General features: G+C 40.7%; 23 protein-coding genes. 6 read left to right on the top strand and 17 right to left on the bottom strand.

Annotated features, from left to right (window positions below):
* Window positions 1-19: 19 nt before the first annotated feature.
* The 3 genes from rsmG to FTT99_RS08325 form a co-directional block, all read right to left on the bottom strand.
* Window positions 20-652, bottom strand: coding sequence for a 16S rRNA (guanine(527)-N(7))-methyltransferase RsmG (rsmG, locus tag FTT99_RS08335; protein ID WP_180003083.1), 633 nt, complete (start codon window positions 650-652; stop codon window positions 20-22).
* Window positions 653-736: 84 nt separating this feature from the next.
* Entirely contained in the window at window positions 737-1,426 is a 690-nt protein-coding gene (murU, locus tag FTT99_RS08330) for an N-acetylmuramate alpha-1-phosphate uridylyltransferase MurU (RefSeq protein ID WP_180161394.1), read from the bottom strand.
* Window positions 1,426-2,439, bottom strand: a complete 1,014-nt coding sequence (locus FTT99_RS08325; RefSeq protein ID WP_180106670.1) for an aminoglycoside phosphotransferase family protein — start codon at window positions 2,437-2,439, stop codon at window positions 1,426-1,428. Before FTT99_RS08325 ends, murU begins: the two co-directional genes overlap by 1 nt.
* 120 nt (window positions 2,440-2,559) lie before the next feature.
* Between FTT99_RS08325 and FTT99_RS08320 the strand changes: the two genes are divergently transcribed.
* Window positions 2,560-5,040 carry an LPS-assembly protein LptD gene (locus tag FTT99_RS08320; RefSeq protein WP_180129541.1) on the top strand — a complete coding sequence of 827 codons (2,481 nt, stop codon included), beginning with the start codon at window positions 2,560-2,562 and terminating at the stop codon, window positions 5,038-5,040.
* Window positions 5,040-6,347 (top strand): peptidylprolyl isomerase, encoded by a 1,308-nt coding sequence (locus FTT99_RS08315; RefSeq protein ID WP_180129542.1) that lies wholly within the window; start codon window positions 5,040-5,042, stop codon window positions 6,345-6,347. Before FTT99_RS08320 ends, FTT99_RS08315 begins: the two co-directional genes overlap by 1 nt.
* A gap of 154 nt (window positions 6,348-6,501) precedes the next feature.
* Here the strand turns inward: FTT99_RS08315 and hfq are convergent, their stop codons facing one another.
* The 4 genes from hfq to tsaE form a co-directional block, all read right to left on the bottom strand.
* Window positions 6,502-7,011, bottom strand: a complete 510-nt coding sequence (hfq, locus tag FTT99_RS08310; protein ID WP_180129543.1) for an RNA chaperone Hfq — start codon at window positions 7,009-7,011, stop codon at window positions 6,502-6,504.
* Window positions 7,012-7,103: 92 nt separating this feature from the next.
* On the bottom strand, window positions 7,104-8,048 hold the full coding sequence (gene miaA, locus FTT99_RS08305) for a tRNA (adenosine(37)-N6)-dimethylallyltransferase MiaA (RefSeq protein ID WP_180129544.1): 945 nt from the start codon (window positions 8,046-8,048) through the stop codon (window positions 7,104-7,106).
* A gap of 6 nt (window positions 8,049-8,054) precedes the next feature.
* On the bottom strand, window positions 8,055-10,067 hold the full coding sequence (gene mutL, locus FTT99_RS08300) for a DNA mismatch repair endonuclease MutL (protein WP_180129545.1): 2,013 nt from the start codon (window positions 10,065-10,067) through the stop codon (window positions 8,055-8,057).
* Entirely contained in the window at window positions 10,057-10,536 is a 480-nt protein-coding gene (gene tsaE / locus FTT99_RS08295) for a tRNA (adenosine(37)-N6)-threonylcarbamoyltransferase complex ATPase subunit type 1 TsaE (RefSeq protein WP_111885072.1), read from the bottom strand. The genes mutL and tsaE overlap by 11 nt, the downstream gene beginning before the upstream one ends.
* A 135-nt stretch (window positions 10,537-10,671) precedes the next feature.
* Between tsaE and FTT99_RS08290 the strand changes: the two genes are divergently transcribed.
* The 3 genes from FTT99_RS08290 (at window position 10,672) to FTT99_RS08280 (ending at window position 12,579) form a co-directional block, all read left to right on the top strand.
* Window positions 10,672-11,577 carry a pseudouridine synthase gene (locus FTT99_RS08290; protein WP_180129546.1) on the top strand — a complete coding sequence of 302 codons (906 nt, stop codon included), beginning with the start codon at window positions 10,672-10,674 and terminating at the stop codon, window positions 11,575-11,577.
* Window positions 11,578-11,689: 112 nt separating this feature from the next.
* Entirely contained in the window at window positions 11,690-12,037 is a 348-nt protein-coding gene (locus FTT99_RS08285) for a type II toxin-antitoxin system RelB/DinJ family antitoxin (protein ID WP_078193683.1), read from the top strand.
* 98 nt (window positions 12,038-12,135) lie between these two features.
* The gene (locus tag FTT99_RS08280) at window positions 12,136-12,579 is read left to right on the top strand and encodes a GNAT family N-acetyltransferase (RefSeq protein WP_180023926.1); all 444 of its coding nucleotides are present in this window, start codon (window positions 12,136-12,138) and stop codon (window positions 12,577-12,579) included.
* Window positions 12,580-12,715: 136 nt separating this feature from the next.
* Here FTT99_RS08280 and FTT99_RS08275 read toward each other — a convergent pair whose 3' ends face one another.
* Entirely contained in the window at window positions 12,716-13,435 is a 720-nt protein-coding gene (locus tag FTT99_RS08275; RefSeq protein ID WP_180129547.1) for a pseudouridine synthase, read from the bottom strand.
* Between the two features lie 151 nt (window positions 13,436-13,586).
* Here FTT99_RS08275 and FTT99_RS08270 point away from each other — a divergent pair, with 151 nt between their 5' ends.
* Entirely contained in the window at window positions 13,587-14,042 is a 456-nt protein-coding gene (locus FTT99_RS08270; RefSeq protein ID WP_180003104.1) for a DUF441 domain-containing protein, read from the top strand.
* A 26-nt stretch (window positions 14,043-14,068) separates the two neighbouring features.
* On the opposite strand, the gene FTT99_RS08265 is transcribed toward FTT99_RS08270, so the two are convergent.
* From FTT99_RS08265 to FTT99_RS08230, 9 genes are all read right to left on the bottom strand, one after another.
* Window positions 14,069-15,244: a CynX/NimT family MFS transporter gene (locus FTT99_RS08265; RefSeq protein ID WP_180161392.1), complete on the bottom strand. Its 1,176-nt coding sequence runs from the start codon at window positions 15,242-15,244 to the stop codon at window positions 14,069-14,071.
* A gap of 309 nt (window positions 15,245-15,553) precedes the next feature.
* Complete coding sequence (locus tag FTT99_RS08260) at window positions 15,554-16,564, bottom strand: sensor domain-containing diguanylate cyclase (RefSeq protein ID WP_180066651.1); 1,011 nt, start codon at window positions 16,562-16,564, stop codon at window positions 15,554-15,556.
* Window positions 16,565-16,817: 253 nt separating this feature from the next.
* Window positions 16,818-16,925, bottom strand: a complete 108-nt coding sequence (locus FTT99_RS16620) for a gamma-glutamylcyclotransferase (protein WP_373684544.1) — start codon at window positions 16,923-16,925, stop codon at window positions 16,818-16,820.
* Window positions 16,913-17,083 carry a hypothetical protein gene (locus tag FTT99_RS16615; RefSeq protein ID WP_373684545.1) on the bottom strand — a complete coding sequence of 57 codons (171 nt, stop codon included), beginning with the start codon at window positions 17,081-17,083 and terminating at the stop codon, window positions 16,913-16,915. Before FTT99_RS16615 ends, FTT99_RS16620 begins: the two co-directional genes overlap by 13 nt.
* A gap of 69 nt (window positions 17,084-17,152) precedes the next feature.
* The gene (locus FTT99_RS08250) at window positions 17,153-18,073 is read right to left on the bottom strand and encodes a LysR family transcriptional regulator (RefSeq protein ID WP_078189020.1); all 921 of its coding nucleotides are present in this window, start codon (window positions 18,071-18,073) and stop codon (window positions 17,153-17,155) included.
* A 244-nt stretch (window positions 18,074-18,317) separates the two neighbouring features.
* On the bottom strand, window positions 18,318-20,033 hold the full coding sequence (locus FTT99_RS08245) for an AAA family ATPase (protein WP_180129548.1): 1,716 nt from the start codon (window positions 20,031-20,033) through the stop codon (window positions 18,318-18,320).
* 96 nt (window positions 20,034-20,129) lie between these two features.
* Window positions 20,130-22,145, bottom strand: coding sequence for a hypothetical protein (locus tag FTT99_RS08240; protein ID WP_180129549.1), 2,016 nt, complete (start codon window positions 22,143-22,145; stop codon window positions 20,130-20,132).
* Between the two features lie 211 nt (window positions 22,146-22,356).
* The gene (locus tag FTT99_RS08235; RefSeq protein WP_180129550.1) at window positions 22,357-23,124 is read right to left on the bottom strand and encodes a 1-acyl-sn-glycerol-3-phosphate acyltransferase; all 768 of its coding nucleotides are present in this window, start codon (window positions 23,122-23,124) and stop codon (window positions 22,357-22,359) included.
* Window positions 23,125-23,135: 11 nt separating this feature from the next.
* Window positions 23,136-24,251 (bottom strand): beta-ketoacyl-ACP synthase III, encoded by a 1,116-nt coding sequence (locus tag FTT99_RS08230; RefSeq protein ID WP_180026928.1) that lies wholly within the window; start codon window positions 24,249-24,251, stop codon window positions 23,136-23,138.

The following is a 24,251-nucleotide window of genomic DNA, read 5'->3' as shown; positions in this document are numbered from 1 at the left end:
CCCCAGTCCTTTGAAAATTTTAAATACGTTTAAGAAAAATTAAATGACGCTGCTCATCAAGTCGTGGAACTTTTAATGCAACGATATCAATCTTGAAATCACTTTTCAGTGTTTCAACTTCTTCTTCAGGAATTAAGCCTTTCATCGACGCGATAATACTTTGCGCATGCATATACGGTTTAGACGCATCCACAAAATCCGTTAACGATGCAAAAGCACGACTGGTAATCACATCAAACTGCCCCAGTTCATTAATGCTGTCTTCATTTTCGACACGTGTTTGTACCGCAATGACATTTTTTAGTTTTAAGTCAGCAATAAATTGTTTTAAGAATCGAATTTTTTTACCGTTGGCATCTAAAAGCACACATTCACGTTCAGGCTGACACAGTGCAATGATCATGCCCGGCATGCCACCACCCGTACCGATATCCAATAAACGACCTGCAGGCAAATCATTTAGGATACTTAAGCTATCCAATAAATGCTTAACCAACATTTCTTTAGGATCACGAATAGCAGTCAAGTTATACGCTTTGTTCCACAGCACTAGGGCATCTTGGTATTTCAGCAATAGATTTAATGCTTCTTCACTCAAATCTAAGCCAAGCTTTTGACTACCTTGCTTTAAGTCTTGAAAAAAAGGATGCATAAAGAAGACATCTCAATAAAAATTAACTGAAGTATACCGATTTCTAAGCCGTGGAACAGTAGCTAACGCTTAGCGAATATGCACTTAATCGTACATGCCTTGGCGAATCTGTAGATCTAGATCACTTAAACGCTCAGGTGTGCCAACATCAACCCACGCAGTTTGCATTTTCTCTGCAGAAATTTTTCCATCCAACATAGCTTGTTTCAATAAAGGTGCGAGCGGACGCTTGCCAGCTTCCAATCCATTAAACATGTTTGGATGTATAACTGCGATTCCGCTATAGGTGAGTGCCTCGCCTACATGTTCTTGCTCAAAGGTATAACTACGCCCAGCATCCAAGATAAAATCACCCTTTGGATGTTGCGCTGGGTTAGTCACATAGACCAAGTGTGCCAAGTCATCTTTTAGCTCAACATTGAGCAAGGCCGAAAAATCGTAGGTCGTCCAGACGTCACCATTCACCAAAATAAACGGTTCTGTCCCAAGCAAAGGTAAAGCATTAATAATGCCACCGGCTGTTTCCAGACCTTCCGCTTCACGTGTCCAGCGAATATTCACACCAAACTGCGAACCATCACCCAAAGTACCAATCAGGATATCTGCAAGCCATGCAGAATTGATGATGATTTCAGTTACGCCAATTTTTTTTAGCTTTTCTATATGCCAAACAATCAGTGGTTTTCCACCCACTTCAAGCAAAGGCTTTGGCTTATACAATGTTAAAGGGCGCATCCGATTTCCGAGACCCGCAGCTAAAATCATGGCTTTCATTATGCAACAACCTCATAAGTGCCGTATTTGGCTTCAAATTTCGGCAATACTTTAGCGCGAATAAATTGCATAAAAGGTTGTAATTCTGCATATGGTTTACTTTCTTCAAGTAAATACCACATCACACGCGGCAAATCTTTGAGATAACCTGACTTACCATCACGCTCAAATAAGCGCACAAAAATGCCTAAAATTTTGATATGACGTTGAATCGCCATCAGGTCAGCGTCTTGTTTGAATTGCTCAAAGTTACGACCTTCTTTAGCCGATGCAGGTAGCAAATCATAGAACGTCTTAAACCATGCATAAACACGATCTGCATTCCACTGCACATAGGCATCACGTGTGATTGAGATCAAATCATAAGTATCTGCACCAATCACAGCATCTTGGAAATCAATCACGCCCTGATCTTGCTCACCATCAAGTACCATCAAATTACGGCTATGAAAATCACGATGCACAATCACTTGAGGCTGAGCCAATGCAGCATTGGCTAAGATAGCAAAGGTACGTTTAATCAGTGCCGATTCTTCTTCAGTAGGCTGCACTTGTAGAGATGGCAATAACCAATCGGTTAACAGCTCCATTTCAGAAATCAGCTTTTCATAGGCATATGCAGGAAAATGAGCAGTTCCATCAATTGACTGCAATTGAATCAACTGTTTAAAACTTTGAGCATAATGTGCGTCTACGGTTTGATCATTCAACAACGTCGACAATAAAACATCACCAAAATCTTCTAACAATAAGAAGCCTTGATCGAGGTCTTTGGCCACGATATGTGGTACACGCACGCCATGTGCATCAAAAAATTCATCAATCGACACAAAAGGACCACAATCTTCTTTTTCTGGTGGTGCATCCATGAGCATAAATGTTTTATTATTCAATTTGATTCGTGCATAACGACGAAAGCTTGCATCGCCTGCTAAGAAGTTAATTTCAAATTGATCTGAACCGAGTACAGATGAAATCCATGTTTGTATCAATTGTTCACGTTGTGTATTCATTTGCGATAAATTCTAATACAGGCTGAGTTTTTAAAGTGCTAAGTGTAGCTACTTATCAACTTTTTCTCTATGATGCGACAATAATTAATTGCGATTAAGCATACCTGGTTAATGAGACAAATGAAGCATCAGTTTAAATTTAATCCTTTAGCGACTGCGATCTTAACCCTTCTATGTGGTAGCTCGTTACCAAGCTATGCAGCACCTGTTTCAAACCCGTCCACGGATGACGATACAGAACAACTCAAACAAAACATTTCAGAAGCTTATCCGGGTCAGCAGTTCTTCGAACAATATTATGTCGATAAATCTGCACCTGAAGCACAGATTCGCAACACCAATCAATTAAGTTCAGCGTTTTGTACAGGCACTTGGATTACCCCAGTTGCTCCAACAACGAAAGCAGTCGCACCTGAAGATGCAACCTCTACCATTACCGCAGACTATGGTCATTTTGACCCGAATGGCGACTCCATTCTTGAAGGTAATGTTCTGATTGACCAAGAAGGTCGTCAAATTCGTGCCGATCAAATCAAAATTGATAAAACCCAAACCTACGCCAATGCTTCTGGCCGCGTGCAAATGGCACAGTCAGGGCTGATTTCTCAAAGCGATTCAATAGATTACAATTTAAAAACCCAACAAGGTGATTTAAATAACAGCTTCTTTATTGCTGAACAGCAGCATGCGCATGGTCGTGCTGAAAAAATTTCACGTACTTCAACCGAAACACTCGAATTAGAAAACGCTGTTTATACCACTTGTCCACCTGATGAAAAACCAACGTGGAAAATTCAAGCAGACAAAATTAAGCTGAATCAAGAAACTGGCCGCGGTGAAACCAAAGGTACAACATTATATGTAAAAAACGTACCTGTGATGGCTGTGCCCTATTTCAACTTCCCGATTGATGACCGTCGTACCACAGGTATTTTGACCCCAAGCTTTGGTTTTACCAATGATGGTGGTATTGAGCTTGCAGTTCCAGTTTATTTAAACCTTGCGCCAAACTATGACGCTACAGTAACACCACGTTATATTGCAGACCGTGGCGCAATGATGGAAGGTGAATTCCGTTATTTGACCAAAAACTTTGGTTCAGGGATGGTGTGGGGTGGTTATTTACCATCCGACCAAAAGTATGATGATCAGGATCGTAAAGACTTACATTTCCTACATAACTGGAAAATTAACGATCAATTCACGACAAATTTAGAATACAATTATGCATCTGATAAAGACTATTTCTCAGATCTCAATAATAATCCAAACTCAAAAACTGACCTGAACTTACGCCGTGCATGGGAACTCAATTATAAAAATGGTATCCCTGGCCTAAAAGCACAGCTTAAAGTGGAAGACTTCCAAACACTGGATAAAACTGTCAGTGATGAAGACCGTCCATATGCGCGCTTGCCGCAATTCCTACTGAACTACAAGACTGGTAATCCGCTCGGCTTACAGTACGAATTCAATAACGATACAGCGTATTTTAAAAAGAATCTGCGTGGCGATAATATTCCGCAAAACAATAGTGATGCGACAATGTATGAGCCAAGTGGTGCACGTATTTATAACGACTTTAGTGTGCGTTATAACTATCGTAACCCATGGTCTTTTGTAATACCAGAAGTGTCTATTCGCAACGTCAACACGATTTACGACCAAGATACCGTTGATCGTGCAAATACAAATAACAATCACTCTAGTAGTGAAAGTAAATCGGTCATTGTACCGCAATTCACTTTAGATGCGGGTCTTGTGATGGAGCGCGAAGGTCGTTATCTACAAACCTTAACGCCACGTTTCTTTTATGCGTATTCTCCATACAAAAACCAAGACACTAACCCGAACTTTGACTCAACCACAGCGTCAATTAATTATGACCAATTGTTTAGCCCGCGTCGGTTCTATGGTAATGACCGTTTAGAAGACAATAACTTCGCATCTCTAGGCTTGAGCTATAGTTTATTTGATGATGTTGGTCTTGAGCGTTTAAAAGCTAGCGTTGGTCAAAGTTTCTATTTTGAAGACCGCCGCGTCACGCTAAACAACGTCTCTGATAAATTTGATACCGAACGCCATACCGGCCCTGTCGTGAGCATTTCTAGCCAGCTATCTGACAGCATCAGTGTGAATGCCAATTCTGCATGGATGGCGAATGGTGATAATGCTCAGCGCGATATTCAAATGTATTACACAGGAAATAAAGGCAATTTATACAATGTCGGTTATTTCTATCGTAAATACATTCCGAACCGCCAAGACAGCTATGACCAAGCAGTAGCATCGTTTATTCAACCTATACACAATAACTGGCGTATTATCGGTCATGCACAATATGACCTCGACAACAGTATTGCGCGTGAATATTTACTTGGTGTGAACTACGAGTCATGCTGCTGGGGTGTTTCAGTTTATGGTCGTTCGTACTATAACGATTTAGATGATGTAACATCTTCGGATGTTAAACCAAAACGTGCCATTATGGCGGAGTTCACCCTAAAAGGTTTAGGTGGCTTCAACAATAAATTAACCTCTTTGCTTGAAAACAGAGTGTTGGGTTTTAACAATATTAATCAATCTTGGACAGAACGTTAATGAAGACAAAACAGTTAAAACAAATTTTTAAAGCGTCAGCCTTGGCACTTTGCCTATCGACTTCTGTATCTGTATTTGCTGCTGCGCAACCTAAAGATGAAATTGTAGCTGTCGTTGACAATAGCGTGATTCTACGTAGTGATCTTGATCAAAGCATTGCCGAGATCACTCATCAATTTCAAGCAAAAAAACAAACCGTCCCACCGACTGAATATTTGCAGCAACAAGCTTTAGAACAGCTGATTTCGCGCCAAGCACAGCTTGAACAGGTTAAACGATACAATGTCAAAGCGGATGAAAAATCGCTCAATGAAGCCGTACTTAAAGTTGCAAAAGACGCAGGCTCCCCAAGCTTAGAAGCGTTTCAGCAAAAATTAGATGCTGTTGCGCCAAATACCTATGCAGGTTTACGTGCACGCATCGCTGAAGACATCGCTTTACAACGTCTACGCCAACAGTTGGTCACTTCTCGCATTCAAATCAGTGACCAAGATGTGAAAAACTTCTTAAGCTCACCACAAGGTCAAGCTGCGTTAGGTAATCAAGTTCATGTCTTACATGTACGTGTAGCTAGCAGTGATAATGCCGTTAAAATCGCCGAAGACATTCGTAAAGAACTTGCAGCAAGCAACGATGTAAAAGCGATTACTAGCAAATACAGTACCAAAGATATTAAAGTTGACGGTGCCGATATGGGCTTCCGCAACTTATCTGATATTCCAGATGAACTTGCTGCACGTGTAGCACCTTTGCAAGTTGGTCAAACCACTGAACTAATTTCAGTACGTGATGGCGTTCATGTTTTAAAATTGGTCGACCGTAAAAGTGGAGAACAAAAAGCCATTGTTCCTCAATACCAAACTCGCCATATCCTGATTCAACCGTCTGAAGTGGTGAGTCCTGAAAATGCCAAGCAAATGATCGACAACTTGTATAATCGCCTGCAAAAGGGTGAAGATTTTGCGGTCTTGGCTTCAACGTTCTCGAATGACACTGGTTCTGCTGCCAATGGTGGTAGTTTAGGTTGGGTTAGCCCAGGTGTGATGGTTCCAGAATTTGAAGCAATGATGAAATCAACAGCGAAAGGTGAAATCAGCAAGCCTTTTCAGTCACAGTTTGGTTGGCACATCCTTCAAGTGACCGATACACGTCAACAAGATATGACACATGAAGTACAAGAACGTATGGCCCGTCAGATTTTAGGTGAGCGTCAATTTGACACTGAACTGGACAGCTGGTTACGTGAAATTCGCAACAATGCCTATATTGAAATTAAAGATCCTACTCTAGATCGTAAAAAGAAATAAGTGAATAAACAAAAAACCAGCTTCGGCTGGTTTTTTTATGTCGATTCTTATCATCATTCAGCACTTTAGTAATTATTACATACCCGTTATGAAAATAATCTACTCTTTTATAGGCAAAAAAAAACCTCCCATTTGGGAGGTTTTTTTAACTCAATTAACGATTGTTGTTTTCGTCGTCTTGAGCATCTTCAAATTTAGTTTCGCCATCAAAACCAGCATTTTGACCGCCGAAGCCACCTTGACCACCAAAGCCACCTTGAGAGCCAAAACCACCTTGACCACCGAAGCCACCTTGAGAGCCAAAACCACCCTGACCACCGAAGCCACCTTGACCACCAAAGCCACCTTGACCACCAAAGCCACCTTGACCACCAAAGCCACCTTGTTGACCGCCGAAGCCGCCTTGTTGACCACCGAAGCCGGCAGCGCCTTGAGCACCAGCAGGAGCACCAGCAGGACGTGGGTTACGTGCTGGAACAACAGTTGAAATAGCATGTTTGTAAACCATTTGGCTTACAGTATTTTTTAATAAAACAACGTATTGGTCGAAAGATTCAATATGACCTTGTAATTTAATACCGTTGACAAGGAAGATCGACACAGGAATACGTTCTTTACGGAGAGAATTTAAGAACGGATCTTGTAAAGTTTGACCTTTAGACATGTTATAACTCCAAAAAATAATAAAAATCAGCGCAAAAGCTACCTTTACTTTTCAATTAAAAATTATCAAAAAGGTAGTCTGTAAATTTTGCTTTATCCGTAGCACTTTCGCAAGTCTTCTTGAGCCTGCTGCGCAGTTAAATATGTAGTAAATTTATGCGTTTCTTGCAAAGATCTTAACCAAGTATATTGACGTTTTGCAAGTTGTCGTGTTGCAAAAAGCGCCTTATCCTCCATTTCACGCTGTTTTTCGCTACTTTGATCACTATTTTTCAAAAAATCTAAAGCTTGACGATATCCAACTGAACGCATAGAGGGTAAATTTTCATCTAAATCGTATTTTTCAATGAGAGCTTTCACTTCATTCAAAAATCCAATTTCCCACATTGTTTTTAGACGTTGAGCTATACGCTCATGTAATTCTAATCGGTCTGGCAATAATGCGTAATTATGAAAATTGTAACGGTATGGTACGTTTTTAGGTTGCTCAGCTTGTAACTGCGTAATGGGTTTACCTGTTAATTTAAAAACTTCGAGCGCACGGATAATTCGTTGCTTATCACTCGGTTTAAATTTTTCACCTGCCAATGAGTCTACATTGCACAGTTCTGCATATACAGCATCCCAACCTTGCGACTCAGCTTTGGCTTCAATTTCAGCACGTACAGCATAGTCTGCACTTGGTAAGTTTGAAGACAACCCTTCCAATAAAGCCTTGTAATACAACATTGTACCACCGACTAAAATCGGTGTTTTACCTCGTACATGCATATCATCAATCAGTACACACGCATCTTCCACAAAGTTCGCTGCCGAATACACTTCTAGCGGACTGATAATATCAATCAAATGATGTGGATATTTCTCCAACTCAGCTTTACTCGGCTTGGCCGTACCAATATCCATATCCTGAAAAACCAAAGCAGAATCGACTGAAATTAATTCGAATCCACCTTGCTCGTATAACTCACATGCCAAGGCGGTTTTACCGCTTGCAGTTGGTCCCATTAAGTTGATGACCGGCAATTGATTTGACATGTAAAACTACTCTCCCCGAGCAAAAAGTTTATCTAGCTGTGCCAATGGAAACGCACGCCACGTCGGACGCCCATGGTTACATTGGCTGGCAAATTCAGTTTGTTCCATCTGACGCAGTAATGCATTCATTTCAGATAGACTTAAAATACGGTGTGCGCGTACAGCGCCATGACAGGCCATGCCTGCCAATATTTGATCACGCTTTTGTAGTAACCCTGCAACCTGATCACTTGGGTCTAAATCATTTAATAAATCTGGAATCAGCGCATCAAAGTCTGCTTTATGCAAAATGGCAGGAACACCTCGGACAATAACTTGCTCATCGCCATATTGGTCTATTTCTAAACCTAGGCGTGCCAATTGTTCTTTGAGCTCATCGACGCGCATCGCTTGCATCCGACTGATACTGACGACTTTAGGAATCAGCAACTGCTGTGATGTCCAAAACTCAGGTTTATCCCAAGCTGTTTTCATCTGTTGCAAAACAATGCGTTCATGTGCCGCATGCATATCAACAATGATTAAACCTTCGGTGTTTTGGGCCAAAATATAAATACCATGCAATTGCGCAATGGCAATCCCCAAAGGATGCTCATCAACTTTCTGCTGAATATGTTCAGCTAAAGCGGTATCAGGATCATTTGTAGACTCAGTTTGACGTAAAGGCGCTAAATAACTTTGCAATGCATTATTGAGCTGTCTGGAACCCGCTATATTTGACTGATATCCTGCGCTATTGATCGATACATTTGAATTTTGCTGTGTATACCCTTCTTGCCCTGTTGACGCATGATTTGACGCATATTGCACAGCAGTTGGCGAACTAAAATCAGTAAGCCCGCCTGCGATCTCTGGACTGACAAAATTTGTGCCTTGCTCTGCAACTGGCTGAGGTTGATGTAATGAAAATTGTTCCTGATGACGCGGCTGCGGAATAATATTTTCGTGTGCCTGCCCATCAAGTTTCATTGCAGATGACAATTCGGCGGTCGCGGTTTGAAATTGCGCTAATGTCGATTTGGCAAAATGACGAACAAACTCATGTACTTCACGTTGATTTAGAAACCGAATTTCATGCTTGGTCGGATGCACATTCACATCGATATTTTCAGGATCAACTTCCATAAACAACAAATAAGCGGCATGTTGATGTCCATGCAAAATACCGTCATAAGCCATCCGAAGTGCATGTGAAACTGTCTTGTCTTTTACGATACGTCCATTCACATAGACGTATTGCATATCGGCTTGCGCACGTGCATCTGAAGGATGGCCTAACCAACCACTGAGACGCATATTGACGCTATCAGCATCTATCCAGTACGCATTTTCAGTAAATTGACGGCCTAATAATTGTTGTACCCGCTGAAAACGCAGCGCGCCACTGTCTGCAATAGGCAAGTTCAGCTTAATACTATTGTTATGCTCAAGGACAAAACGTATATCAAAATGGGTCAGTGCCAAACGACGGACAATTTCTTCGATATGTCCAAACTCAGTCCCCGGTTTTTTGAGGAACTTACGCCGTGCAGGCACATTAAAAAATAAATCTTGCACACGGATGGTGGTGCCTTGCGTCGCTGCCACAGGCTGAATTTCTTGCGAATCAAATGCGGTGCCATTTACTTCGACCTGATAGCCTACACCGTCATCATTTTGGCTACTGGTCAATGTCAAACGAGACACCGCAGCAATCGAAGCCAAGGCTTCCCCACGAAAACCTAGACTTACAATGGCATGCAAATCTTCAGCAGTTTGGATTTTACTGGTGGCATGGCGCATGACCGCCAAAGGTAGATCTTCAGGGTGAATACCCCGACCATTGTCTATTATTTCAATCAGTGTACTGCCGCCTTGTTCAATACGAACAATCAGCTCAGTCGCCCCTGCATCAATGGCATTTTCCAGTAATTCTTTGACCACAGAAGCAGGACGTTCAATCACTTCCCCTGCGGCAATTTGGTTGGCTAAGGCAGGATCAAGCGTTCGAATGCGGCGGGCACTGATTTCATTCAGCATGGTTAAATTTTTGCTCCAAAGCGTTTTGCAAAGTTTCTGAAGAAGAGCTTAAAGTTGCTGTACGGGTGCTTTCATCCGCAGACTTTTCAATATTAATAATTAAATCAGCTTCAGGGATTTCGTCGCCCCCTTTAGATGGCCATTCAAATAAAAATAGGGCGTTCGGCGTTTCTAAATAATCACGGATACCCATAAGTTCAAGCTCATAAGGGTCATTCAGACGATATAAATCAAAATGAAAAATATCTTGTCCTTGAATATTGTAAGGTTCAACCAATGTATAGGTTGGACTTTTTACCGCACCTTGATGACCCAAGTGTTGTAAAAAATAACGTGTTAACGTGGTCTTTCCTGCACCCAAGTCACCAATTAAATACGCTACACCCGTCGTAAAATGCGTCGCCAGTACGGTAGCTAAGTTTTGGGTATCGACTTCACTATTAAGTTCCAGACTGAATGAATACTGCATATTACTCACAACATGTACATAAGAATTAAATATGATAGCATCGCACTGGCTAAAATGGATATGTTCACACTATAGATTGAGCATTTTTCATGATGTGTTCTCTGCTTTATTTGCTCAGTTTTTAGATCTTTCTTCATGCACAGTTTTGAATTTACTCCCCCAATGATCAATGGTGTTAGTGCCAGTAAAGTCTTCCTTGACGGTCAACACACACAAGCCACAACGGTCTATGCATATTTGTGTGAGCAATTTCCTCATATCCAAGCAGCAGAGTGGCAACAACGATTTAAGGATGGTCTAGTCTATGCTGCAGATGGTGACGCTTTAACGATAGACAGTCCTTTTGAAGCAAATCGTCATGTTTATTATTATCGATTCTTAGCGCATGAAATCCATGTTCCCTTTGAGCATCAGATTTTATTTGAAAATGATCATTTCATCGTGGTCGATAAACCGCATTTTCTCACCATGAGTCCGACCGGTCAGTATGTACAAGAAACCTTGTTGGTTCGACTCAAAAAACAAACGCAGCTTGAACACCTAACACCGATTCATCGTTTAGATCGTGAAACTGCCGGCGTAGTTCTCTTCTCCAAATGTCTCGAAAGCCGTGGGCTATATCAACAGATGTTTGCCAAGCGGCAAGTTCAAAAAACCTATCATGCCATTGCAGCTTATCGAGATGACTTAAATTTCCCAATCACAACTCGCTATCGTATGGAAAAAGGTCAGCCTTTTTATACCATGCAACTGGTAGATGGTGAGCCAAATAGTGAAACATACATTAAGCTCCTCCAGCAGCATGGAAAACATGCAAAGTATGAATTAAAGCCCCATACCGGCAAGCAACACCAACTTCGTGTGCATTTAAATGCTTTGGGCATTCCAATTCAAAATGATCCCTTTTATCCAGTAGTACAACATAAGGCAGATGACGATTTCAGCCAACCTTTACAACTACTTGCGAAACAGCTTGAGTTTATCGATCCTGTGACAGAGCAGGCTTTTCAATTCAGTTCTGCCTATGAATTGACACTGTAAATCTATTGTCATTACATTAAATTGATAAAATACTGCCAAACTTTCTTGAATTTATAACAGTTTTGATTAGAATAAATGCGAAAAGTTAAGTATTTAAAAGCTTTCTAAGAATATGAGAAAAACTGAAGTCTACCAAATCCGTCTCGATTCACAGGAAAAGAAACAAGCCTTTGCCGTGTTTAAACAATTAGGCATTACACCTGCACAGGCTGTACGTCTATTCTTTAAACAAGTTGTTTTAACCAAATCGATCCCCTTCTCTATTGAAAACCAAAATATCAATATTGAACAATTGATTAAGTTACGCAAATTAAAACAACAAGAAGCCCAAGCTATTTCAACCATTGAAATTAGCCCTGCTGAATTAGAAATTTTAAATAATGATCCATTATTAGATGATGATCATCTCGACTTGTTTGAAGAACTCAATGCAATTTTGGGTGAAGGTGACAAAACTTAACACTGTCGCATTTATAAACAATTTATAAATCAACCAATTTCGAAATTTCGATATGCTTCATGCAAGACTGATAAAAATAGCATGGAGTATAGAAAAAAATGATCGTTCGACGCGCAACAGAAGCAGACCTTCAGCCACTTGCTGTTTTATTTGATGAATATCGCCAATTTTATGGCACCTCTTCTAATCTTGATATCTCATATAAATTTCTAAGACAACGTTTTGAAAATAATGAAAGCGTAATTTTTATTTGCTTAAAAGATGATGTCATTACTGGGTTTATCTTACTGTATTTAGGCTTTTCATCTGTAGCTTGTTCAACCTACTATATTTTAGATGATGTCTATGTCAGCCCTGTATATCGTCGTCAAGGTTCAGCCAAACAATTGATCGATACTGCGGTTCTCTTTGCTCAACATGAAGGTGCGCTTCGAATCAGCCTCGAAACTCAAAAAAATAACTATCACTCACATCAACTCTATGAATCGATGGGCTTCATTAAAGATGATGAATTTCAAACCTATCATTACTTTATTCGCTAATGCTCTGCTAGGCATTAAAAACATCATCAACGCATATTAGAAACGCATCTTTAAATAATTAGCAGACATATTTATGGGCTTTAATACTGCACATTCATCCTTTCAGTCAGGATGACGTATCAAAGCCCTGTACCTATTACTGTGGATTTAGATTTTCACGAAATTTCGATTGTTCAATTTGCGCTGCATTCAAATAGATCCATTCACCCTCAGCGAGATCATCAAGCTTTAATTGTCCTATTTGAGCACGATGTAAAGTTTCAACTTTATTGCCGACAGCCGCCAACATCCGCTTCACTTGATGATATACCCCTTGATGGACAGTCATTTGTAATTGCTGTGAAGCCAATAGCTGCACATCGGTTGCAGCGAAAATGCCTTTTTCGTTTCGCAGCTCTACGCCTTGTTGCAATTGTTGCATTTGCTCAGGCGTCACAGGATCTGCGGTATGCATCGAATACACTTTGGCAACATGCTTTTTAGGGTGTGTCAGTGCTTGCAGATATTGACCATCATCCGTGAGCAGCAACAGTCCAGTGGTGTCTTGATCCAGTCGCCCGACGCATTGCAAACCACGATTTAACAGCACATCATCAAATAATTCAAAAACACTAAAATGATGGGTTGCCTGATGCGAACATTCATAACCTTGGGGTTTATTTAACGCAATATAGATATGCTCACGATAGACATAGTCCTGACCATGCACACTGTAAGTTAAATCATTCAAGTCCAGTTTTTGCTTTGGATTATCTACAATCTCACCGTGTATTTCGACCGCACCATTTTTAATCAACTGTTGGCAATATTTACGCGAACCAAAACCTTGTGATTGCAGCATTTTTTCCAAAAACATAGAACAACCTAATAAACACCATATATTGCTATTTTATACTGAACCACGAGCCAACTTGCAGGAAAAATAGCGGAAATAATCTTGAACGCCAGTTTTTAATGTTTCTGCGCTACACTATTGATTATTTATTGAAGTTTCTCACGAATATCCTATGTCTCAGTTGGATTTAAATCTGATCGTGTTATTGGTGTTATTGGCTTGTGGCATCTTTAGCCACAATACAGCGATCACCATAGCAGCAGGTGTCTTGATTATTTTCCGCATCACGCCTTTAAGTGAATTTTTCCCCTATCTGCAACAATATGGCTTAAACATTGGCATTATTATTTTAACCATTGGCGTACTCACGCCGATCGCTAGCGGAAAAATACCCGGTGATTCGATTTTAAAATCCTTTTTAAGTTGGAAATCCCTCGTCGCAATCGCCATTGGCATCTTTGTCGCATGGCTAGGCGGACGTGGTGTCAAACTGATGTCCAATCAGCCAGATGTGGTTGCCGGACTATTGATTGGGACAGTCGCAGGTGTTGCCATGCTGCGTGGTGTACCTGTCGGCCCACTCATTGCAGCAGGCATCTTGTCGCTACTGATTGGGATTAAGCAATAAGGCTGTTACTTACATAAAATAAAATTTTAAATTGAGCCATGCTGCATTTGAAATAAACGTCGACTAAGCATGATTCCAACGAATGACAACGCTGACATCAAGATACCCGCCCAAAACCACGCTCCAGTCTGTGAAACTACGGTGGCAATCAACGGAGGCAGAACAAATTGGGAAATGGCAGAACATTGTAAAATCATGCCGATCGTCGTACTAATTGCCGCGGGATAAGGTGCAAAATGCAGTGCTTGTGCAAAGACCGTCGCAGCAACTAAGCCACCAAAAAGCGAAAAACTAAACACCGTTAAATATTGCAATAAAAACGGTAACGCATCTTTAAAGAGATAAAATTCTAAGGAGCAAATGATCAAGACGGCAAAACCCAGTTGGACTAAAGTTTTAGCTTGAAAACCACGCTGTAATAACAGTCCACACCCCCATGTACCCACCGCATTGGCAACGGCAACGCTGGCTGTTAAAGCACCCGCCAGTTCTGCTGAAATTTGGTTTTGGGCATAAATCATCGGTAAGAAGCCTACCAATGCAAACCACTGCCCTGCATATGTCCCAAAAATGAGCGCCAAAAGCCATGCTGCTGGATGTTTAAGAGTATCTCGAATGAGACCAATAATAGGTGTTGTATTCAGCGCCACATTAGGCTGAGGAATAAACATGGCGATACAGAGTAGTAATGCTGCAGTAATCATAGCGAAACTGAGCCAAACCACACTCCAACCATATTGAGCAATTAGAAATGGCGCAACCAATAATGCTATCCCCATACCTCCGCCCATATAAGCACTCCACAGTCCCATCTTTGCGCTGATGTGCTGTAGCGGTACAAGCTGACGGATAAATGCAGGCCCTGTGAGTGTCACCAATAAGAATCCAAATCCTTCTATGACACGCAGTAGCAACAAGACATCAAAGCTTTGTACAAAGCTCCCCCATGCACTTGCTATCGTCAATAGACTTAAGCCCAATAAGATACACAGTTTAAATCCAATTTTTTGGATATAACTACCAATCAACAATGCAAAGCACATTCCTGCACCCTGTACTAGTGAGAGCAATAAACCAGACTGAATAAAGCTAATGCCGAGTTGCTGTTGTAATACAGGTATTGCGGGCGGTAGTTTCCCGATATGCATTGCAGCAATAAAACCTGCCGCAATAATGAATAAATCTTTTGACATCCCTTTCATTGAATTGTCATGCTCTTTTCGCCATGCAATAGTGCACAGCTTAACAATTCAAAATATTATTTTGAGTCAAAAAACAAATGACCTTAGATGATTTTTCAATTATTTAATCATCTTGCACCGTCACATGCTAAGCGCACTTTGATTTAAATTAAACAACGATACTTAGTCATTTCATCTGCATTTGTTTGAGACAGGACAAGTTTTCATCAAAACGTTTTGCGATACTTTAGATAATATGAAGGTAGTGAACGAATTTACCTGCATAACTATGAGTGAATTATTTAAGCAGTGAGATATTTAGGCAGTGAGTTATTCAGGATTGATTTGTTTCCGTTCACGCTTATTGGCGTACATTTTTAAATCAGCCATTTCGACCAATTGATCGATGGATTCGGCATCTTCTGGAAATAAAGCCATGCCTATACTGGCACCAATTTTCAAACTCATTTGCTCAAATGCAAACGGTAGTCCGCAACTTTCTGCGATTCGATTCATTGCCGTTTGCGCACGTTCTAAGTTGGCAATATTGGTTAAGATCACAGCAAATTCATCACCACCCAAGCGTGCAACCAAGTCATCTTGACGTGTTTCACGCAAAATGCGCTGTGCAATTTCTTTCAGTGCAGCATCCCCAATGCGATGTCCAAACTGATCATTAATCGGCTTCAGACCATCCATATCAATCATCAAGATACCCAGTACTTTTTTCTGCGCACGTGCTTTTTCTATCCCTTGGCGTAAAAAGTCGACAAACAAAGCCCGATTAGCTAAGCCTGTTAAGCTATCTTGCGTCGCCAATTTATATAGCTCTGTCGCACCGAAACGCGTCGCATGGTACATCGCCGCAGCGATCAACTCAGACATCAAACTCAATATATGTAAATCAGCTTCCTGAAAGGCATCGACTTGGTCAGAGTAAATCTTTAAAACACCGACACCTTCATCACAATGAATCAATGGCACTACTGCCATCGAACGCAATCCAACACGTTGACATGCCACGCGATCTACCCGTGCATCTGTTTCCGAATCTTGGCAATACAGTGTTTGTTTTTGCGCTATACATAGACCCGATAAACTATTTTCAATATGTAGTCTTAAACCTAGTAAATGGCTCGCCCCACCAGACACTGCACGATAGACCATATCACCATCTTCAGCCAACTCTACAACTGCACCTTTTGCATGTGTAATCTGCTGCGCCTGTTCTGCAACTACGGTCATCACTGCATTTAGATCTAAACCCAGTTTGGCAATTGCTGTCTGCGTTTGAATCACAGACATGAGTTGAGTTGGTGAGGGTTCTATAGTATTCGGCATGATTGAGCTCAAACAGGTTTCAGTGTGAGATACAGCTCAATTCTAGAAATTATTCATTCACTTGTATAGCGATCTTAAAGTGATATCTGTGCATTCATGCACTTTAGATACAACTCATTGAGATACTGCGCTTTAAAAGAAAATGCACTCAAGGAAACAACAGAGCAAGTGGAATCATCGATACACATTTCGAAGGTTGGGGAAATCATGATGTATGGATGACCCACGTATTTCACGACTCTCCCCCTAGATATTATTTCAACGCGTAAATTTCACTCTGCATCCATTCTCCGCCTTCCAATTGCACATCTACAGCCTCACGTTGATATTCAGCACCTTCAAATTCATCTAAAGCCCCCAATGTGCGGCTAAGTTTTCAGAGATAAAAACATAGCATTCAATCGCCTGACCTGCCTTCGATAAACGAATGCCCGGACTGCCCATCGCTGCACCCCAGCCTTTATGTTCTAGCTCACCCCAAACCACACCTTTCTTCCACTCGCCACCAATACGCTCCATCACATGAGCATTGGGCTGACCTAGACGTCATGTCCCGTATACAAAAAGACTCTGAGTCATAGCTCCTCCTTAGTTGGAATAATATTGATTGCGTTTTTGTGAGAATTTCGCCAACTGTTTTAGGAAGCCTTCAAAATAGCTTTTTTCAGCCTCTTCGGTACGATAACCGGCGTACAAAGTTCGTCTTAAACCTTCAGGTGAAACACAATCTAAACGTCGAGAGGTCACCCAACCTTTTTGCTCATATTCATTCACGACCCAATCAGGCAACGCCGCGATACCACGACCGCTTGCAACCAACTGAATCAGCATCTGGGTCAAATCTGTGGTACGGACGTGTTTAGGCTGAATATTGGCCGGTAAAAATAATTTCGCCATGATATCTAAACGATGTTTATCAACCGGATAAGTTATGAGCGTTTCTTCTGCTAATTCTTGAACAGTCACATTTGTCGCACGAACCAATGGATGTGTATTGGATAATACCAAACGAGATTCATATTCAAAGATTGGGAAATATTCCACACCTTTTAAATTGATCGGATCTGCCGTAATCAGAAGATCAAACTCACCCGTTTGTAATAGTTCATGCGGATTGGCTTCAAAGCCAGAGGCAAAGTCCAAATCTACATCGGGGTATTGCTGACGGTAGACATTCAATAGCGGCATGAGCCAATCAAAGCAACTATGACATTCTGAAGAAAAAATAATTCGGCCGGTTTGACCATGCACAATACGTGTAATGTCCGATTGCGCAATTTGAACTTGCGGCAAAATATCATCGGCAAGGCGTAGTAAACGTTGCCCAACATTCGAAAAAGTAACAGGACGTGTGCGTCGGTTCACAACCTCTACCCCATACCAATGATCGAGCTCTTTCAACTGGTGTGAAAGTGCAGAAGGTGTTAAACACAAATCATTAGATGCAGCGACCAAAGAACCGTGTTCTCTGAGTGCCAATAAGGTTTTGAGATGGCGTAATTCCAACATGATTGTTCTCAACTAAACTTGGAAGCAACTTTGCAATCGAATAGTTTTCGCAAAGCATTAATGAATTATACTCACCTTATCATTATTTTATTAAGTTTTATTCATTTAAAGTTTTATTTGGAACTTTAACCACCAATTCATCGTTTTTAAGCAGATGCAAAGGATGAAAATAAACACGATGCCCCTTATTAAAAAAGCCAGATTGATCAATCTGGCTTTAAATGTATGTAATCCAAAGAATGTGTTATTCCACAAATAATAAAGCCAAACGAACTTGGTCATATCCCATGCGTGGACTGGTCAACTCCACAATTGGGCGCAGCTTAATAGTACCATCATCGTTATAATGTGCTGGGTCTTGTCGTTTCGCCAAACGTTTATAAATTTTACGCACCTGCTCAACCACGTCTTCTCCCGGATGTGCCACCGATATATCTAAACCTTGCTCTTTTTGCAGACGAGCCAAATGATTAATAATCGTAGCAGGTGTTAAACCACGCTCCACTGCAATATCTTGAATTTCATAACCTTCCTCAAACAATTCACGAGTTTGATCTAAAGTCGCTGTGGCAAAGCTTTGTTTCGCACCAGTTTTGGCAATTTTCTTTTCATTGCGCTCAATTTCCACTTCATTCAGCGTTCCACCACAATGACGAATAAAGGCTTTATGTTGAACGGTTAAATCAGCCTCTGCAAAATTGGTTTCCGCTTCATCAGAGAGTTCCTGAAAACGTCGATCGGCTTTAATCGCCAAACTGTCGAGTTCTAAAGCTTGTTCATTAAAACCAAGTAAACGCAAACCATCTAATGTTTTTAAACGCGACAATGCCACATAACCCTGACCTTTCTCAAAAGTATGCGTCAAGTTAATTTCAGCCGCTGCAAGGGTCATCCCTTGAGATTTGTGAATGGTGATCGCCCAGGCCAAACGCAGTGGAATTTGTTGGAAACTGGCAATGGTTTTACCATCATCATTATCGACAGACCATGTTTCAGGTTCTACCACCAAGGTCGTGCCGTCCGTAAGTTTTACTTTAGGCAAGATGCCATATTCATCATCTTCTTCAAAACCTATCACTTCACCGAGGCTGCCATTGATATAGCCCACGTCAAAGTTGTTTTTTACAAACATCACTTTGGCATTTTTCTTTAAGGTCAAAGTTTCCGGCGCACGCACTGAAGATTTTAAGGTTTCGATCAGTTTATCATTACCATCACATTGGGCTTCAAACTGGCGAGATTCTTGCTCAATTTCATTTAGATGTTTATAGTTAATACTATCTACATCCATATTATGGGTATACAAGCGCGTAAAGGTTTCACCTATATTTTGTGAACTTGTCTGCCTTAAAGCATGCAAATGATCGCCAGTAATTTGCTGAGCACGAATCGCATTTAGAATATCATTGAGATAGTCATTACCCTGACGATGTTGTTCGGTCAAATAACACACGCGAAACTTCGCTTCTACCCATGCCTCAGACATAAAGCAAAACTTGTCACGGTTTAATTCACCTTTGCGTCCCACAGGGGGTAACTGGAAGAAGTCGCCTGCAACAATGACTTGAATCCCCCCAAAAGCATCTTCACTGTCTTTAAAAAATTTTAAAACTTTATTCACCAAGTTTAATTGCTTGGCATGCAACATCGAAATTTCATCGATGATTAAAACTTGGGCATTTTCCAAATGCTCTTTTAAATATTTACGTTCTTTTAAGCGCTTTAACTCATCTTCGGAAATCGCATCTTTAATCCCAATCCCTGCCCATGTATGAATTGTCATGCCATTCATATGGGTTGCAGCAATCCCTGTAGAAGCCGTAATTGCCACCGGCACTTTGCGCGCTTTTAGATAATTGATGTACTGATTTAAAGTATAAGTTTTACCTGCACCAGCCGAACCTGTTAAAAACACATTTTCGCCTGCTTTGAGCAGCTTGAGTGCAGTTTCTTGTTTCATAAGACCTATACCGTAAAAGAACGGCTATAGCCTAACGATTTTTGACTCAAAAGTTAAGCGCACAACACAGTTTACTAAATCCATATTTCGCCAATCTCACTTTAAGCTATTGAACCTATTTAAAAATTCTTTGGCGATATTTACTTTTTCTATTTCTGCTTGGGTATTATTTGAATACTCGAGTTGATCAAAAACCAAAATGTGGTTTTGCACATGACAGCCCAAAGTCATCGATACATGCAAAATGGGATGGTACATATGAAAAGCTACATATACTCTTGCAATGATACTGGCGCTATAACTTGATGCCAAACAATGTTTAAACTGAATAGATTCATCAATAATTCGATCGATGGTTTTTAACTCTTCAAAGACCCAATCTTGAAAATAGATTTTGTCTTCTGTTGTAAATGGCTGCCAGACTGTTGTCTCAAATTTACGCTTTAATTGAGTTAACACTTCTTGCTTTTGTTGCTTGGCATGCCAATACACCGCCTGATGAAAGACCCCATTCCAGGTAATATTTTTAGGGACTGTATCACCTGTAGAATAAGTCGCACTAACATAGTCACGCACATATGCATCAAATACAGATACTCTTAAATTAGCATGCTTTAAATAAAATAAATTTCGAAAATCCTGCAGTTGAATTTTATGTTGTCGTAAAACACTTAAAAATTGGCGATTTTCTTGGGTTTCTGGACGGATATAATCCATCAAAGCCTGCGGTAAATGCTGCGTACAACGTACTAAATGCTGCAGATAGGCCTGCATAATACGGCTCAAGGGTAGATAGACTTTTTTTATAGCCTGATCCTCTGCACCCAAAACCTGTCGCATTAAGATCAACCATTCATCTAAATACAAAATCGATGGGCTGATCACTACACGATGATCATCATGCTGCTGATATTTTTGGTGTAAAACAAACTGTAGATTTTTTTCATGATTAAACCAATCATGTTCATGCGCAATCGTATGGCAATTTTGAATAAATAAGCGCGCTGCAACAAATTGAAAATGTTGTAAGGTCGCAAGAATCAATGCGGGATGAATATGCTGCGTATCGACAAAACTTAATGCCGTCACAGCCACTCGTACATTACTGTGTTGAAAATTACGACTCAGCCAATCCAATACTTCGGCTGACTGCTTGAACATCCATCGCACTGCACGGTTGTTGTCGAGTAAAGGGAGTTTTCCACATTTTTTTTGCCAAATTGCTGTGGCTTGCACAAAATTGCTATGGCTTAATATGTCCTGCTCTGCCCAAACATCCCGATGCATCAAACGAATAAAACCCAACAAATTGGGACGCTCATATGCATGGTCGAGCAACAAAATAATATCTTCTATATGTTCATTTAATTCTTGTAAATTGAACCGATCTTCATAACTCAAACTCATGATCCGGTAAATCGTTGGATCTAAAAATTGTGCTGTAGCAAAACAAATCTCGTCCAAACTATCCATCAAGAGCTGTATCGGCAATATTTCAGCTTCTGTAAGTGAATGAAGCGCAAACATCTGCTCAATCTTTTGCATCAACCAATGTGGTAGACAAATTTGGCATTCGATATAGGTTTGTAATAGCGGTGTCTGATAAATCTGCTGCTCTTGCATCAGCTGATCAAAAATTTGCGCTTCAACTGCTGTCATCTGTGCTAAAAACTGTTGAACACGCGCTGGCCCATTTAGATGTTGAAAAATCGACTGTAAGATCAATTGTCTAAATTGCTGTGCTTTTTCTCTGAGCAAGAGTGAATGTTGCGGCTTTAGGTCGCCAGTAAAAAAATATAATTCATGAAATAAGAAATCTTCTACTACTTCAATACATGGCACGGTCGAATGCAATTCAACAATTTTGATGGGTCTAAATGGACTTCTAGGAAACTGATAGCCAATCGATTCACGACTTTGTAGCTGTAAGGTCCACAGTCCATTACACAGTTGAATGCGGTGCTGCTCTTGTTCAATTTTAAAGATATTTTGTGAATTGAGTGCTGTAGCAAGTTCCATTTGCTCTTGATACAACTGCTTTAAACTTGGAGATATTCGAATAAGTTGCCGAGCAATATGCTCAAGCTGCGGGGTCAAGCTTTTCTTTTCCATCTTCCGCCCTAACGATCGTTGATTATTTTTCAACCTTCACTATAGTCAAAGTTTAATACTCCGACTACTGCCATTAATCAGCCAAATAGCAGTACAAAAGGTCAATACAAAGGCGTTCAATAAAAAATCTAAAAGCTATTGTTGTGACAAAATTCACCATGATTTTGAGCTGTGACGAATAAAAATGGATGAAGTTGAAGAGTAGTCACTATTATTGATCTGTAGAATGTTGTTCTGAACGGATTTTCTTAAGCTGTTCTATCGCAGTGTAAATATCTTGTTGTAGTGCCTCTCGATAGAGCTTTAAATCCTCCACACTCTGAATATGACTCAAACTTTGACGGGGTAAAAATTGAAAATAGAATGGAATGCGCTTGGGGATAATACGTTTGGGTAAAGACGGAATCACATCACCATGACGTAATAATTTATCGAGTTTTTGTATTTTTAATAGTTGTTTAAACCAACGATGTTCAACAATCACACTGGCATCAAAACCCAGTTCAAAGACTTCATCTCCACCTAAAGCAGCAAAAGGCACAATGTCATAATTAAATTCTTGCGCCAGTTTTAAAAAGCCATAACGTTGCTTCCAAATCAGTTGATAGGCTTCGCCTTTTCGCTTCAAAACCTCTCGACCACCACCGGGAAAAACTAAAATGGAATAACCTTGTTGCATCACTGTTCTGACATAGTCCTGAATACCTTGGACTGCACCGAACTTTTTGACCATGCCACGCCAACCGGGCAAATAAAAATGGCTATGATCAGCGATACTGACCACAGCCACTTTATGTTCATTGTAGAGATAATCAATAATCAACGGTGAATCGAGTACACCGTAAATTGTATGATTCCCTACATACATTGCAGGTTTTGATGCATCAATATATTCAGCGCCAAAAAAGGTCGGCGTGAAATACATGCGGGATAAAGCGCTTAAACGCTTTATCCATTTTGCATCATGTTCAACCTGCAAATGTGCTGACCTTAGGCAGCATCATGTTTTTGAACAAGTACAGAACCTACTGAGTAGCCTGCACCAAATGAGCAAAGTACGCCATATTCGCCATGGTTTACTTCATTCGCAGTACGGTGCAATGCAATAATGACACCTGCTGATGAAGTATTGGCAAATTCATCAAGAATGATTGGCACAAGGTCTGGCTGAGCATGTTCTTTACCCACAACCAGTTTCAGAATCAATTCATTCATGCTGGCATTTGCTTGGTGTAACCAGAAGCGTTTTACATCTGTTGCCGCAATTTTATTGTCATCCAATTGCTTAGTGATCATTTTCGCCACTAATGGACACACTTCTTTAAATACTTTACGACCGTCTTGACGGAAACGGTTGTTGTCGATGTCAGCATCGACTTCACTCATATTTAAGTAACCGAAGTTGTTACGAATGTTGTTTGAGAACTGAGTAAACAGGTCAATATCCAACACTTCAAAACCAGCTTTGGTTTCAGTTTCTTCAATGATCGAAGCCGTTGCAACGTCACCAAAGATGAAGTGGCAGTCACGCATACGGAAATCTGTATGACCAGATGTGATCTCAACGTTCACCAATAACACACGACGAGCGCCTGATTTGATCGCGTCATAGGCTTGCTTGATACCAAAAGTTGCAGCTGAACATGCAACGTTCATGTCATAGGCATAACCCTGAATACCCAACGCAGTTTGAATTTCAATTGAAACGGCTGGATATGCACGTTGAATGTTAGAGCATGACAAGATCACAACATCGATGTCTTCAGCAGTCACACCCGCATTTTCCATCGCTTGCTTTGCAGCAGCTACGCCCCATTCCGCTTGTAGCGAAATTTCATCATTTGGACGTTCATGTAGCACTGGGCGTAAACGTTTTGGATCTAAAATACCGCTTTTTTCAGCAACATAACGTGCTTTCACGCCAGATGCTTTTTCGATAAATTCTGCACTTGAACCACGGCGCGCTTCTAGCTCACCGGCTTCAATTTTTTCAGCATTATCACTGTTGTACTGTTCCACATAAGCATTTAAAGCTTCAACTAACTCTTCGTTAGTAATTACGTCTTCTGGATGATAAAGACCTGTACCCGTAATGCGGATGCCCAT

Source organism: Acinetobacter sp. YH12040 (assembly GCF_013420005.1).
In the GTDB taxonomy this organism is placed as follows: domain Bacteria; phylum Pseudomonadota; class Gammaproteobacteria; order Pseudomonadales; family Moraxellaceae; genus Acinetobacter; species Acinetobacter amyesii.
This window is presented reverse-complemented; position numbering and strand designations above follow the sequence as displayed.